Source organism: Kitasatospora viridis (assembly GCF_007829815.1).
In the GTDB taxonomy this organism is placed as follows: Bacteria; Actinomycetota; Actinomycetes; order Streptomycetales; family Streptomycetaceae; genus Kitasatospora; species Kitasatospora viridis.
Map to the genome: position 1 here is coordinate 69135 of NZ_VIWT01000001.1, position 13476 is coordinate 82610.

The window sequence follows — 13476 nt, forward strand, 5'->3', positions numbered from 1 at the left end:
AGCGCCCGGACCATCCGGTCCGGGCGCTCCGTCAGGGCCGTCCGTCAGGGCCGTCCGTCAGGGCCGGGTCCGTCAGCGGCCGGCGCCCGCGTCGCCGCGGCCGCAGGCCACGCCGTCGTGGTTGGTGTCCAGCCCGAGGTCGTCCTTGCCGTGCACGGCCAGGTCCGCGTAGCCGTGCCGCACCAGCCAGCCGCACCGCGCCCCGGGCGCGCTGCCCACGCCGGGCGGGAAGGCGGACGGCACGCAGACGTTGACCTCGCCGTAGTGGTGGTCGCAGCCGTCGGCGTTGGCCGCGACCGGGGTCTCGTCCGTCCGCTCGGACCGGGCCATCGGGTGGGCGCCCAGGCCCTGGGCGAAGTCCATGATGTGCGGGTCGGGCTTGTGCTGCGTGATGGCGGAGGTGCCGCCCGGCGGGACGGGGCGGGAGGAGGCGCTCGGGGTGGCGAGCGTGAGGGCCAGGGCCAGCCCGGCCGCGCCGGTGCCGAGCACGGCCGCCGCCCTGCCCAGCCCGGCCAGCCGCCGGCGCGCGGGTCGTCGCACGGTCATCGTCTCGTCCTTTCGTTGGAGTTCAGGGGTACTTGACGGTGCGTCACATCAGGTGGACCCAGGAGGCGACCGAGGGCACGCCGTCCGCGTTGACCACGTAGAGCATGTAGTAGCCGGGCGGCGCCAGGTTGGGGTTGCTGGTCACGTTGAGGTCGATGCCGCCGTCGGCGTGCACCGTCATCGGCAGGTCCACGAACCGCTGGTTCGGGTCCGAGGAGTGGGTGACGGCGGCCGGGCGGATCAGCTCGGCTCGGACGATCGGCGCGTCCACCGTGATGTGCTGGGCCGAGCCGTAGGACCACATGGTGTTGGCCACGCCGGTGATCTGCGGCCGGGCACCGTGGTAGAGGTACGGCGGGGTGTAGATCGACACGTGCATGTCGAAGGTGCCGTTGCCCGGGTTGTCGCCCACCGTCATCACCCGGCCGTCCGGCAGCAGGAAGGAGGCCGAGTGGTAGGTGCGCGGGATCGGGTCGGTGGCCATGCCCGGGGTGAACGTGTCGGTGGTCGGGTCGAACATCGAGGCCTCGAAGACCGGATCGGCCCGGTTGTGCAGCCCGCCGTTGGTCTCGAAGACCTGCCCGTTCGGCAGCAGCACGGTGGAGACGTACATCTTGCCCTGGGACGCCGACTCCGGTGCGCCGTTGCTCAGCGTGCCGGTGGGGAGCAGCGGGCCGGGGGTGTAGCTGGGGCTGGCCGCCTTCAGGTCGATGATGTCGGTCTGCCGGCCGGCGTCCACGTTGCTGACGATGTTGCCGCCGCCCATGGTCATCACCCGCTGGTCCTGGGCCGGCGGCAGCAGCACGCTCATCGACTGGTCCCGGGTGTCCTTGCTCTGCAGGCCGGGCACGTCGGTCACGGTGTTGGCGTCGTAGTCGTAGATCGACGCGCCGCTGCCCGAGGTGCCGTTCCCGAACACGTGGCTGCCGGTGTAGAAGAGCCGGCCGTCCTGCATCAGGATCATCGACGGGTAGAGCCCGAAGAAGTTCCAGCTCTGGTGCACGGCGGCGAGCGGCTGCCAGGTGTCGGTGGTGCTGGAGAACCGCTCCTGCGTCACGCTGCCGGAGGAGTCCCCGCGCAGCCCGCCGAAGGTCATCACGTCGCCGTCGCCCATCTCGGTGGCCGACGGGTACCAGTGGCCGTCGTTCATGTTGTTGGCCTGGCTGTAGGTGTTGCTCGCCGGGTCGAAGATGTAGGAGGTGTTCAGGCCCTCGTAGCCGTGGCTGCCGTCGGCCGCCGGGTAGGCCTTGGTGCCGCCGACGATCAGCACCCGCCCGTCCGGCAGTTGCACGTGGCCGGAGCAGAACATGTCGGCGGGTGTGGGCACTTGGGCGAAGGTCCCGGTGGCCGGGTCGTAGACGGCGGAGCTGAAGGTGCCCGCCTGGAAGGCCATCGGGTCGTTGCCCGAGCCGGCCATCAGCAGCACCTTGCCGTTGTGCAGCACGATCGCGTGCATGCTGCGCACCGGGTTCGGGAACGGCATGACCGCCCAACTGCCCTGGGTGCAGACGGCGCCGGCCGTGCAGACGTCACCGGTGGCCGGCACGATGGCGTCCTGCATGCTGTAGTCGTCGGTGGTCAGCGTGCCGGTGCCGTAAATGGTCACGCCCCAGGTGATCTGGTCGGTGTTCGGCGGGATCACCGGGGTGCGCACGCTCGCCTGGGTGTAGGCGCCCACCACGGGCAGGGTCGCCAGGTCGGTCCAGTACTGCCAGCCGTTGGCCACGTCGTGGCGGAAGGCGGTCAGCACCGTGTCGGGCGAGGTGGTGGTGTACCAGACGCCCAGGTCGTACTGGTGACCCGGCGTCACGGAGGGTGCGCAGGACGGGTTCTCCAGCATCATCGCCTTGCGGTCACCGGTGCTCACGCCGGAGACGGTGATCTGCATGGCGTTGGCGCCGCCGTGCGCGTTGTGGGACACCGCGTAGCCGACGCTGCCGTTGCCCCAGCCGGCCTGCTCCCAGCAGACCGGGAAGCCGGTGGAGTCCAGCGACTCCAGCCCCGGGTTGACCACCAGGTTGGCGCCGGCCCAGGCGGGGCGGGCGGCCACGCCCAGCATCAGGGCCAGCAGCGCGAGCACGGCCAGGAAGGCCGGCCCGGCTTTGCGGCGGGATGTGCGTATCACGGGTGGTTCTCCTCGGGAGCTCAGGCTTGGGCTGACTTGTCGATCCGGCGCACCTCGATCCGGCCGCCAGGCGGGCCGAAGGCGGCCACCACGGTCGAATGGGCCAGCGCCGCGTGCACGGTGGGGAGGTCGTTGGGGTCCTGCCGCAGGGCGGGCGAGGAGACGATGTAGTCGAGGCTGCGCCAACCCTGCGGCAGGGTGCGGGAGACGGCCGGGTCCAGGTCCAGCTTGTAGAACCAGATCACCCCGGTGCCGGGCTGGAAGCCGTCGTGCACCAGGTCCAGCCAGAGCGCGTCGTCCACGGTGATCCGGGTGTGCGCGGGGTCGGGCAGGTTGGCCCGCAGCCACCCGGCCGCCTGGTCGTAGGGCGCGTTGGCGTCGGCGGTCAGCGCCGTGCGGTCGCCGGCGTACCAGCGCGGCACGGTGAACCCGGCGGCGAGCGCGGCGGCCAGCGCCAGCACGCCCCAGCGCAGCGGGCGCAGCCGCACCCGGGGCAGGGCCCGCAGCACCGCCCGGGCCAGCAGGTCGCAGGCGGCGGCCAGGCAGAGCGCCAGGAACGGCAGCGCCTGGATCACGTACATCGCCGGCAGGTAGCCGGCCCCGGGCCGCAGCACCACGGCGACCAGCAGCAGCACGGCCAGCGCCGGGGCCCGCAACCGGCGCACGCACAGCGCGACCAACGCGCCGGCCAGCCCGGCCACGATCAGCACCCGGTCGTAGTACAGCCAGGAGCTGACCAGTTGGCGGGCCGGCGAGCCCGGCGTGAAGACCGAGCCGGAGCCCGGCCGGTCCAGTTGGTAGACGATGCCGCCGAGCAGCGAGACGTGCCCGGGCCCGGGGAACAGCTCGCCCTTGGTCGCCGCGTACAGCGGGTAGCCCAGCACGATCAGCACCAGCGCGGTGCCGAAGCCGACCACCGAGAACTTGCGGGTGCTGCGCGCGCTGCACTGCCAGAGCAGCAGCGCCAGGGCCGGCAGCACCACGGCCATGGTCTCCTTCGACAGCACCGCGACGGCCGCGCACAGTCCGGCGCCGACGTGGTGCCACAGGTGCCGGCGCGGCGAGGCGGCGAGCACCAGCGCGGCCAGCATCCAGGCCACCGCGAAGTTGTCCAGGAAGAGTTCGCGCTGCAGGCCGACGGCGAGCGGGCACAGCCCGAACAGCAGCACCGCGGCGGCCGCCGCCCAGCGGGCCAGGCCGAGCCGGCGGGCCAGGGTGTGCAGCAGCAGGCAGCTCGCCGCGGTCACCGGCAGCATCGCGATCCGCATCTGGGCGGTGAACAGCTCGGCCGAGCCGGCGAAGTGGCCGGGTATCCAGGAGAGCAGCGCCAGTTGGATCCAGCCGAGCGGCGGGTGGTCGTACCAGTAGGTGTAGTGGGCCAGCCCGTGCTGCTGCTGGACGGCCCAGGCCTGCGCCAGGTAGGTGCCCTCGTCGTCGCTCACCCCCGGGTACCCGGTGATGTTCCAGCCCTGCACCACCAGGACCGCCAGGGTGACGCCGGCGGCGGTCCAGCGGTCGGGGCGGGCCAGTCGGGCCAGCCGGCGCCGCAGTGGCGGGAGCCGGCCGGGCGGGGATATCGGTGGACGGGCGGCCGTGTCCAGGAGGGCGGTCACGGGTCAACCTTTCGGGGAGCGGCCGACGGGGTCGGGGCCGGTGCGGGGGCGGCGAACGGGCGCGGATCGGTGGTTTCCTGACGGGTTTTCGACGCTCGCCCGCCGCGGCTCCGGAGCGGCTCACAGCGTCGTGGAATTACTCGACCGTGCGCATTCCACCGATGCCCGGAATCCGGCGTTGCCGCGCTCCGGAACGTTCTGCCGCTTCCGCCCGCCACGGCCTTTCGGCATGGCGAAGCGGGTGCGGCGGGCGGCGTTCAGCGGCCGTCCGCCGCACCGGGACGCGTGTGGCGAGTGGTGAAGGTGTGTCAGCTGGGGCGAGTCGGAACGTGTGAGCCCGGCGGGGCCGGTAGGGCGTGCCGAGTCAGCCGCGTGGAATGCCGCCGGATCTGCGGCGCGGCCCCTCGGGGCGCACGGGTTCCACCGACTGCGTCGGCTCCCCCGACTTCCCTGACTTCCCCGACTCCGTGGACTCCATGGACTCCCCCGACTCCATGGACAACGACCAGGTCATCTTCCCCCCATCGGCTGCCCGCCGACGTCTCTGCGCCCCTCTTCGCCGCTCGAACCGAGGCTGGTACCGGACCATTGAATACCCATCAGCAGGTCCCGGGTGGTGTTTTCGGGAATCTCGCCGAAAACGCCCTTCGATGGCCCCACCTTTGCACGCCCCAATAGCTCCAGTGCCAGCCCCGACCGAAAATCAGCGATTCCTGACCGGATTCGGCGGCTCCCTCCGGGGAAATACGTCCGATTCAGAGCCATTGGCGAGTTGCGCGCGCACGGTTCCGGCCGGTCGGCAATGGCGGGAAAATGCCAGGGTCATGGGCCGCGCCCGACGGGCCCCCGCCGCCCGGCTCACCGCCCCCCGAGCCCGGCCGTCGGCGCGAGGGCCGGGCGCGGGGCGCCGAACCAGTACGCCAGGGCACTCCGCAGGCCCTCCCCCGAGGCGGCGGCCCAACACACGTAGCCGTCCGGACGGATGAGCATCGGCTCGACCGCGGCACCCCGGCCGGCCCCGCCCACCCGGTCCACCCGGTCCGACCACGGCTCCGCCGCTCCGCCGAGCGCGTCGTCCGGGTCGACCAGCACCCCGCCTCCGGTGCGCAGCAGTTCGTGCAGCCGGGCCGGGCCGAGGTCCAGGTCGGGTGCGGGCAGCCCGAGCAGCGGGTGAGCGGGCTCGCCCGGCACCCGCGGCGCCGTCGGCATCGGGTAGCGGGTCGCCGTCCCGGCCATCAGATCACCCAAGTACCGCCGCACCTGCGGAAGTTCGGCCAGTACGGCGAACAGCTCCCGGGTCGCGGTCACGTCCGGGTCGAGGGTGCCCGTCCAGTCCAGCAGCAGGCTCTGCGCCTGGACGTTGCGCAGCACCACGGCCCCGGCCAGGTGCCGCTCCGCGTGGTAGCTGTCGAGCAGGCCCGTCGGCGCCCAACCCCGCACGGCGGCGCCCAGTTTCCAGCCGAGGTTGAACGCGTCCTGCATCCCGGTGTTCATCCCCTGCGCGCCGAACGGCAGGTGGACGTGGGCGGCGTCGCCGGCCAGGAACACCCGCCCGTGCCGGTAACGCGCGACCTGCCGGGCCGCGTTGGTGATCCGGTCGGCGTGGCAGAGTTCGAGCAGGCCCACCCGCTCGCCGAACACGGCGCGCAGGCCCGCGCGCAGCTCCTCCTCGGTGACCGGCACCTCCCTGGGCAGCGACCGGCCCGGCCCGCCCATCGCCAGCCTGCGCAGCGGCCGGCCCCGGTCGTCGGTGCCGAGCGGGAACACGGCCGCCCAGTGGCCGTCCGCACCGCGGGTGTGCGGCGCCAGACCGTCCGCGCCGCTCAGCCGCACGTCGGCGGCGACCGCGGTCGCGGTGCCCGCCCGACCGGGGAACTCCGCCTTCAGCAGCGCACGGACCGCACTGTGGGCGCCGTCGGCGCCGACCAGGTAACGCGCCCGGACGGCAACGCCGTTGGCGAAGGTCGCGGTGACCCCGTCCGCGTCCTGGGCCAGGCCGACCAGCTCGTGGTCGCGCCGCACCAGCAGGCCCTGCGCGGCGAGGTGCCGTTCCAGCAGGCCCTCCACCGCGACCTGCGGCACGGACCGCCACGGCAGCCGGCGGTGCCCGGCCGGGCCGGTCGGCTCCAGCGGCAGCGGGATGCCCGCGAAGTTGCCGGCCCCGACGGGGTGTTCCCCGCCGGCCAACAGCGGCTCCAGCAGGCCCCGCTGGTCGAGCGCCTCCACCGTGCGGGACTGCACGGCGCCCGCCCGGGAAAGCGTGCTGCGCCGCGGCAGCTTGTCGACCAGCACGGTCGACACCCCGGCCAGCAGCAGCTCGTTGGCCGCCGTCATCCCGGTCGGTCCCGCGCCGACGACGAGTACGTCGGTGTCCATGGTCTTCTCCTCGGTCGGTCACCTCGGCTGTGCCGCGGCGCGGTCGCGCCGGACAGCACCAACGCTCGGCCGACCGGAACAGCCGGGCCAGCAACCGACCCGATCGTGCCGACATCCGACGCCGACTACCCTCGACGAGGTGGAATCCGACTACGCCCAAGACCGCCGCCACGGCTACGACCTGTTGGACCGTCAGCTGGTCCACGCCCTGCACGTCGACGGCAGAGCGCCGTTCAGCAGCATCGCCCGGGTCCTCGGCGTGTCGGACCGCACCGTCGCCCGCCGCTACGCCCGGCTGCGCTCGTCCGGCGCGGTCCGGGTGGTCGGCGGCGTGGACCCGACCGCGCTGGGCGCGGTGCTGTGGCTGCTGCGGGTGCGCTGCGCGCCCTCCGCCACGGTCGCGGTCGCCGAGGCGCTGGCCCGGCGCCCGGACACCTCCTGGGTGAACCTCACCTCCGGCGGCACCGAGATCACCTGCACGGTGCGCACCGAGAGCGAGGCCGACAGCGAGGCGCTGCTGCTGACCCGCCTCCCCCGCACCCCGCGCGTGGAGGCGGTGAGCGCGCACTCCGTGCTGCACGCCTTCTACGGCGGCCCGGACAGCGTCGTCGCCAAGCTCGGCCCGCTCGACGCGGAGTCGGTCGCGGCCCTGCGCCCACCCCAACTGGCCCGCCGCTGCGGGCCGGTACGGCTCGACGACGGCGACCGCAGGCTGCTCGCCGCGCTCGCCGTCGACGGCCGCACCGACTTCGAGCAGCTGGCCACGGCCACCGGCTGGTCACCGACCACGGTCCGCCGCCGGATGACCGAACTGCGCGAACACGGCGTGCTCTACCTCGACATCGACTGCGACAACCGCCTGCTCGGCCTCGGCCCGCGCACCCAGCTCTGGCTCTCCGTCGCCCCCGCCCGCCTGGAAGAGGTCGGCGAGGCCCTGGCCGCCCACCCCGAGGTCGCGTTCGCCGCCGCCACCACCGGCCCGAGCAACCTCTACGCCAGCCTGGTCTGCCCGGACCAGCGGGCCCTGTACCGCTACCTGACCACCCGGGTGGCCGCCCTGCCGGCCGTCACCCACCTGGAGACCGAGCAGGTGATCAAGACCCTCAAGCAGGCCGCGAACCGCCCGTAGCCGACCCCACGTCAACCACCGTTCCGCCAAACGGTTTTCGGCGCCCGCCCCCGCGAATCGGTTTGCGCGCCCGCGCCCGCGCTGCCACAGTGCCCTACGAACCGGGGGACGGGAGGGCCCATGACCGCGCAACTCCCGCGCGCCGACCCGGCGGCGGCCTACACCCGCCCGCCCTACCGCACCCCTTCGCCGCCCCGGCCCGCCCCGCGCGAGCTGGTGCTGGACGTCCTGCTCCCCTGGCGCCTGGCCCGCCTGGTCTACGGACCGTACCGGACCTCCCGCCTCGCCCGGCTGACCGCCTCCGGCGTCACCGCGACCGTCGGCGCCCAGGTCCTCGACCCGTACCTGCAGCCGGTCGTCACCACCATCGCCGAGGAGGCCCTCGACCCGCGCATCGAACGCCTGCTGACGCCCCGTGCCCTGCTCGGCCTCGGCATCGTCCTGCACCTGGTCCGCCTGTGCACCGGCACCTGGAGCGCCAACGACCTGCTCACCTCCGCCTTCGGCGAGGACGGCGTCGTGATGATGCTCACCGGCCCGATCGCCCTCCTCCTCGGCTGCCTCCCCCTGATCGCCCTGGCCCGCCCCGGTACCCGCCGCCAGGTCGCCCGCCTGGTCGCCCGCCCGCTGCTGGTCGGCCTGTGCACCGTCGCCGTGTTCCTCAGCATGATGCTGGCCTTCCAGAACGGCTCCGAGGACACCGGCGGCCTGCTCCTCGCCCCGGTCCTGCTCTGGCTGGGCCTGTTCGTCCCGTGCGTCCTCTACCTGGTGCACCGCAACTCCTTCGCCGTCCGCGCCCACCCCCTGGCCCGCCCGCTCGTCGCCGTCCCCCTGGTCTGGCTCACCGTCCTCGGCCACCTCGCCTTCGTCGACACCAAGGGCACCTCCACCCACGGCCCCGCCCTGATCGCCCTGCTGGCCGGCCCGGCCGGCGTGACGGTCACCGCCGTGATCGAGATCGTGCTGCTCCGCCGCCGCCACCGGGTCGGCTTCCGCGGCCCGCTCGGGCCCGCCGCCCCGAGCAGGTAGCCGCGCAGGGCGGATCGACTCCGCCCACCGGCATGACGGTGCGTCACAATTCCCCGGGCGCGCGCCTGCCCATATGGGCAACGTCCCTTTGGGCAAGCGCGTCGAAGACTCATGGTCCTCACGCGATCGACCTGGAATCCTGGCCCGATGGGAATGGATTCCGAAAGGGCGCCGCACGGCCCCGCTGTCATTACCGCGGAGCGGCCGGCGCCACTCATCGCGACGAATGTCCGCAAAGCGTGGCTCGAGATGCCGACGGCTCTGCGGAACTCCGTCGAAGGTGCGCTGGGTGCCCCGATCGTTCGGGCGACGACCCAGTCGGCCGGATTCTCCGTCGGCGTCGCGGCGCGGCTGGTGGCGGAGAACGGGCGAACGGGCTTCGTGAAGGCGGTCAGTGCGGAGCCCAACGCCGACACCCCGGGCCTGCACCGGGCCGAGGCCCGCATCTCGGGCGCCCTGAGCGCCCTGGGGAGCGACGGGCCGGCGCCGCTCCTCCTGGACGTGTTCGAGTCGGCCGACTGGGTCGCGCTGCTCTACGAGGACGTCGACGGGAAGATGCCCGACGTCCCTTGGCAGCCGGACGAGCTCGACCGCGTGCTCGACGCCGTGACCGACCTGGCGACGCGGTTCGATCCGTCGCCGGTCGACGTGGTCCCGGTCGGGGAGCGGCTGGGCGACTTCTACCAGGGGTGGCGGCGGATGGCCGCCGCTCGCGACGCCGACCCCGCGGCCGTCGACTGGCTCGCCCCTTGGGCCCTGGCCCGTCTCGACGAGCTCGCTGCGCGGGAAGCGGACTGGACCCGTGCCGCGAGCGGTTCGGCGCTCGTCCATGCCGATCTGCGGGCCGACAACATCCTGCTGACTGCGGACCGCGTCGTCCTGGTCGACTGGGCCTGGGCGGCCCGCGGGGCGCGCTGGTTCGACCTCGTCGCGATGCTGCCGTGCATCCACATGCAGGGCGGCCCGCCGCCCGCCCAGGTGTTCGACCGGCATCCGGTGGCGCAGGACGCCGATCCCGAGGACGTGAACACCGTGCTCGCAGCGTGTGCGGGCTTCTTCCTCTGGCAGGGGCACCAGCCGCCGTGGCCCGGCCTGCCGACCCTGCCGGCGTTCTACAAGGCGCAGGGGGACGTCGCCCTCGCCTGGCTCCGCGAGCGCTGCGGCTGGTAGCAGCAGCACGTCCCGGCAATTCCAGCCCTTGTCCACGCGAAATTCCCGCGCTACCGGAGGAATGCAGTCATGAGCATCAAGTTCGACCCCGAGCAGCACATCAGGAACGTTTCCGGCGAACCCGACGTCGCCCTCGTCAACTCGTTCGAGGAAATCATTCCGGGCATCCGGGGGGTGCCCGGCGCAGCGGAAACCATAGCCTTGGGGACGATCGGGATCGACCGGATCATGATGGAGGTCGGGTCGGAGTTCGAACTTCACACCCACCCCGGCGCCCACATCCTCTACGTCCTCAGCTCCCGCGGTTACATCCACGTCGACGGCACGGACTACGCCATGACCGCGGGCGACACGATCTTCGTGCCCGCCGACTACGCACACGGCGTCAAGACGGACAGGGCCGCGAAGGCGCCGCTGGAGATCCTCGCCTTCGGCGTCCCGCACATGCCGTTGGACTCCGCGCACCGCATGGAACTGGTCGAGCGGTGACGAGGCACGCCGCCGTGCATGCCCTCTCGGGGCCGTCCACGGGACAGCCCCTGCCCGCCCCGCCCACCATCCTCGCCCAATTGGACCGGTGGGCCCGGCTGCGGGGCGACGCACCTTGGCTCACCGTCGTCGAAGGAGACGGCCGCCGGACGACGCTCTCCTTCCGGGAGTTGGACGTGCGCAGCCAGGCACTGGCGGACTGGCTCGCGAGGGAAGTCGGAGTGCGTCCGGGGGACGTGTGCGGGTTGTTGCCGGTCAACGACGTGCCATCGGTGGTGGCGGTCTTCGCCCTGCTCCGGTCCGGATGCCCGATCCTGGTGCTCAATCCGCACGACCCGCCGCAGCGGCTGGCGGAGCAGACCGCGGCGCTCGGCGCCGGATTCGTCTTCCGCGGGCCCAAGGCCCCGGATCCCGGCGTCGGCTCGATCATCCGGCTCCCCGACCGGTTGCCGGAGGCTGCGGGCACTGGCACGGCCCGCCCTGGATCCGGCCGACTGCCGGGGCCCGAGGCCGACGCGCTGTTCTTCGGAACGTCCGGTTCGACCGCGGCGTCCAAGCTGGTGGCCCAGACCCACGCCAACGCCGCGGTCAACGCCTACGCGGTCGGCCGCCACCACGCGCTCCGGCCAGGGGACCGACTGCTCGGCTGCCTGCCCATCCACCATGTCAACGGGATGCACTTCACCCTGTTCGCGACGCTCGCCGCGGGCGCGCACGCCGTTCTGGCGGAGTCGTTCAGCCCCTTCACCTATGCGGACATCATCTCGGAGTACCGGCCCCGCCTCGCCAGCGTCGTGCCGAGCATCCTGGAGAGCCTCCTCGAAGCGCGGCCCCGACCGCAACTGCCCGCCGAGTTCGAGTACTTCGTCTCCGCTGCCGCGCCGCTCGCGACGACGACGGTGCAGAACGTCTTCACCCGGCTGAACGCCAGGGTCCTGCAGGGCTACGGGCTCACCGAGACCACGAACTTCTCGACGACGATGCCGCGTCAGCTCCATGAATCCGACTACCGGGCACTGACCTTGGACTCGGAGATCCCCCCGGTCGGGCACGCTCTGCACGGCAGCGAGATCGCCGTCCTCGATCCTGACGGCACCCCGGTTCCGGCCGGCGAGGTCGGGGAGATCTGCATGCGCGGGTACAACGTGATGAGCCGGTACGTGGGCAACCCGGCCGCGACCGACGAAGCGTTCGCCAACGGCTGGTTCCACTCCGGGGACCTCGGTTTCATCGGCCCCGACGGCACACCCGGGCAAGGCCTCCTGACCATCACGGGACGGAAGAAGAACATCGCGAAGGTCGGCGGGGAGAGTGTCTCCCTGGAGGAGTTGGAGCGCGCTCTGCTGAGCTTCCCGCCGGTGCGCGACGCCGGCTGCGCGACGATGCCGGACCGTCGTCGCGGCGAAATGGTCGTCGCTGCCGTGGTCGTCTCGGGGGAGCTCTCCGAGAAGTCGCTGCTCGATCACCTGCGGACACGGCTGAGCCCCGCGGCGCTGCCTCGGACCATCACGAGGCTGGAGCAGATCCCGCGGACCGCGACCGGCAAGATCCGGCGCAGCGAGTTGGCGGACGTGCTGGCCCGCGCGGCCGCTGAACGCCCCCGCAGCCACGGGAGCCGATCCGAATGAGCTCGATGTTCAAGTCGCTGTCCGTGCGCAACTACCGGCTGTTCGCGGCCGGGCAGGCGGTGTCGAACACCGGCACCTGGATGCAGCGCATCGCCCAGGACTGGGTGGTGCTCGGCCTCACCCACAACAGCGGGACGGCCCTGGGCACGGTCACCGCGCTGCAGTTCCTCTCGGTGGTCGCGTTCTCGGTGTGGGGCGGATCGCTGGCGGACCGGTGGGACCGGCGCAAGCTGCTGATGATCACTCAAGCCCTGCTCGGCCTGGGTTCGCTGACGCTCGGCCTGCTGGTCGTCAGCGGCCGGGTGACGATCTGGGAGGTGTACGCGATCGCGCTGGCGGTCGGCACGGCCAGCGCGGTGGACAACCCGACCCGGCAGACGTTCGTCGGCGAGCTGGTCGGCTCGGACCTGCTGCCGAACGCGGTCAGTCTCAACTCCGCCGTGTTCAACCTCGCGCGGATGGCGGGCCCGGCACTGGCCGGGGTGCTCATTCCGGTGGTGGGCAGCGGCTGGGTCACCCTCGCGAACGCCGGGAGCTATGCGGCGGTCCTGCTGGGGCTGGCCCTCATGCGCCCCGGTGAACTGGTCCGCAGGCCGGCGCGGGAGCGGGGCGCCAGGGCGTTCCGGCAGACCCTGGCCTTCATCCGGACCCGGCCCGCCATGGCCCTGGTGATGGTCCAGGCCGGCCTGACCGGCATGTTCGGGCTCAACACGCAGATCACGACGGCGCTGATGGCGACGGGGGCCTTCCATGCCCGGGCCACCGGATTCGGCTTGCTGACCACCGCGTTCGCCCTGGGGTCACTGGGCGGAGCCTTGGCGGCGGCGCGGCGCCGCGAGGTCGGAGCGGCCCTGGTGCTCACCTCGGCGGCCGTGACCGGTGGGTTGGAGCTGCTGTCGGCCGCCGCGCCCGACACCTGGGCGTTCGCGGCGCTGCTGGTCCCGACCGGGGCCGCGGCGTTCGTGTTCATCACCTCGGCCAACACCACTACCCAGCTCAGCGCTCCGGACCACATCCGCGGCCGGGTGATGGGTGTGTACATGTTGGTCTACCTCGGGGGTGTGCCGATCGGCGCCCAGCTCACCGGGTGGCTCGGCCAGGTGTGCGGCCCGCGCTGGACCCTCGCACTCGGTGGTGCCGTCACCGCCGCCACGGCCGGCATCGCGTCGGTCGTGCTTCGCCGGTTCCCGGAGCCGCCCGTCACCGACGACCCGCCGGCTCCGGACCGCCCTCCCGGGGCCGCCCCTGACGGGGTGCCGAAGGCGGCGTCCTCCCGATCGTGACCGGCTGGAACACCGCGGTCCCTGCCGGGAATGCCCGTGCCCAAAAGGACACCTTGTTGTGGTCCGTACGACCACGTACCTTAATGAT

Annotated in this window: 10 protein-coding genes; 6 read left to right on the plus strand and 4 right to left on the minus strand. The window is 72.8% G+C overall.

Features of this window, described 5'->3' with window-relative positions; genetic code table 11:
* Positions 1 to 72 precede the first annotated feature (72 nt).
* The 4 genes from FHX73_RS00305 to FHX73_RS00320 form a co-directional block, all read right to left on the minus strand.
* Positions 73 to 546 carry a hypothetical protein gene (locus FHX73_RS00305; RefSeq protein WP_145902679.1) on the minus strand — a complete coding sequence of 158 codons (474 nt, stop codon included), beginning with the start codon at positions 544 to 546 and terminating at the stop codon, positions 73 to 75.
* 43 nt (positions 547 to 589) lie between these two features.
* Complete coding sequence (locus FHX73_RS00310; protein ID WP_211786266.1) at positions 590 to 2605, minus strand: galactose oxidase early set domain-containing protein; 2016 nt, start codon at positions 2603 to 2605, stop codon at positions 590 to 592.
* 86 nt (positions 2606 to 2691) lie between these two features.
* Positions 2692 to 4284, minus strand: coding sequence for an ArnT family glycosyltransferase (locus FHX73_RS00315; protein WP_145902680.1), 1593 nt, complete (start codon positions 4282 to 4284; stop codon positions 2692 to 2694).
* 858 nt (positions 4285 to 5142) lie between these two features.
* Entirely contained in the window at positions 5143 to 6660 is a 1518-nt protein-coding gene (locus FHX73_RS00320; protein ID WP_145902681.1) for an FAD-dependent monooxygenase, read from the minus strand.
* A 139-nt stretch (positions 6661 to 6799) separates the two neighbouring features.
* Here FHX73_RS00320 and FHX73_RS00325 point away from each other — a divergent pair, with 139 nt between their 5' ends.
* The 6 genes from FHX73_RS00325 (at position 6800) to FHX73_RS00350 (ending at position 13388) form a co-directional block, all read left to right on the plus strand.
* The gene (locus FHX73_RS00325) at positions 6800 to 7789 is read left to right on the plus strand and encodes an Lrp/AsnC family transcriptional regulator (protein WP_246213273.1); all 990 of its coding nucleotides are present in this window, start codon (positions 6800 to 6802) and stop codon (positions 7787 to 7789) included.
* A 120-nt stretch (positions 7790 to 7909) separates the two neighbouring features.
* Positions 7910 to 8818 (plus strand): hypothetical protein, encoded by a 909-nt coding sequence (locus tag FHX73_RS00330; RefSeq protein ID WP_145902682.1) that lies wholly within the window; start codon positions 7910 to 7912, stop codon positions 8816 to 8818.
* Positions 8819 to 8965: 147 nt separating this feature from the next.
* Positions 8966 to 9988: a phosphotransferase gene (locus FHX73_RS00335; RefSeq protein WP_246213274.1), complete on the plus strand. Its 1023-nt coding sequence runs from the start codon at positions 8966 to 8968 to the stop codon at positions 9986 to 9988.
* A 69-nt stretch (positions 9989 to 10057) separates the two neighbouring features.
* The gene (locus tag FHX73_RS00340; RefSeq protein ID WP_145902683.1) at positions 10058 to 10477 is read left to right on the plus strand and encodes a cupin domain-containing protein; all 420 of its coding nucleotides are present in this window, start codon (positions 10058 to 10060) and stop codon (positions 10475 to 10477) included.
* A gap of 14 nt (positions 10478 to 10491) precedes the next feature.
* Positions 10492 to 12105 carry a class I adenylate-forming enzyme family protein gene (locus tag FHX73_RS00345; protein ID WP_246213275.1) on the plus strand — a complete coding sequence of 538 codons (1614 nt, stop codon included), beginning with the start codon at positions 10492 to 10494 and terminating at the stop codon, positions 12103 to 12105.
* Positions 12102 to 13388 carry an MFS transporter gene (locus FHX73_RS00350; RefSeq protein WP_211786101.1) on the plus strand — a complete coding sequence of 429 codons (1287 nt, stop codon included), beginning with the start codon at positions 12102 to 12104 and terminating at the stop codon, positions 13386 to 13388. The genes FHX73_RS00345 and FHX73_RS00350 overlap by 4 nt, the downstream gene beginning before the upstream one ends.
* Positions 13389 to 13476: the final 88 nt, after the last annotated feature.

What these genes read in the sequence shown, in the direction of transcription:
- FHX73_RS00305 (WP_145902679.1), bottom strand. Translation starts at nt 546, where the DNA reads ATGACCGTGCGACGACCCGCGCGCCGGCGGCTGGCCGGGCTGGGCAGG.
- FHX73_RS00310 (WP_211786266.1), bottom strand. Translation starts at nt 2,605, where the DNA reads ATGCTGGGCGTGGCCGCCCGCCCCGCCTGGGCCGGCGCCAACCTGGTG.
- FHX73_RS00320 (WP_145902681.1), bottom strand. Translation starts at nt 6,660, where the DNA reads ATGGACACCGACGTACTCGTCGTCGGCGCGGGACCGACCGGGATGACG.
- FHX73_RS00330 (WP_145902682.1), top strand. Translation starts at nt 7,910, where the DNA reads ATGACCGCGCAACTCCCGCGCGCCGACCCGGCGGCGGCCTACACCCGC.
- FHX73_RS00335 (WP_246213274.1), top strand. Translation starts at nt 8,966, where the DNA reads ATGGGAATGGATTCCGAAAGGGCGCCGCACGGCCCCGCTGTCATTACC.
- FHX73_RS00340 (WP_145902683.1), top strand. Translation starts at nt 10,058, where the DNA reads ATGAGCATCAAGTTCGACCCCGAGCAGCACATCAGGAACGTTTCCGGC.
- FHX73_RS00350 (WP_211786101.1), top strand. Translation starts at nt 12,102, where the DNA reads ATGAGCTCGATGTTCAAGTCGCTGTCCGTGCGCAACTACCGGCTGTTC.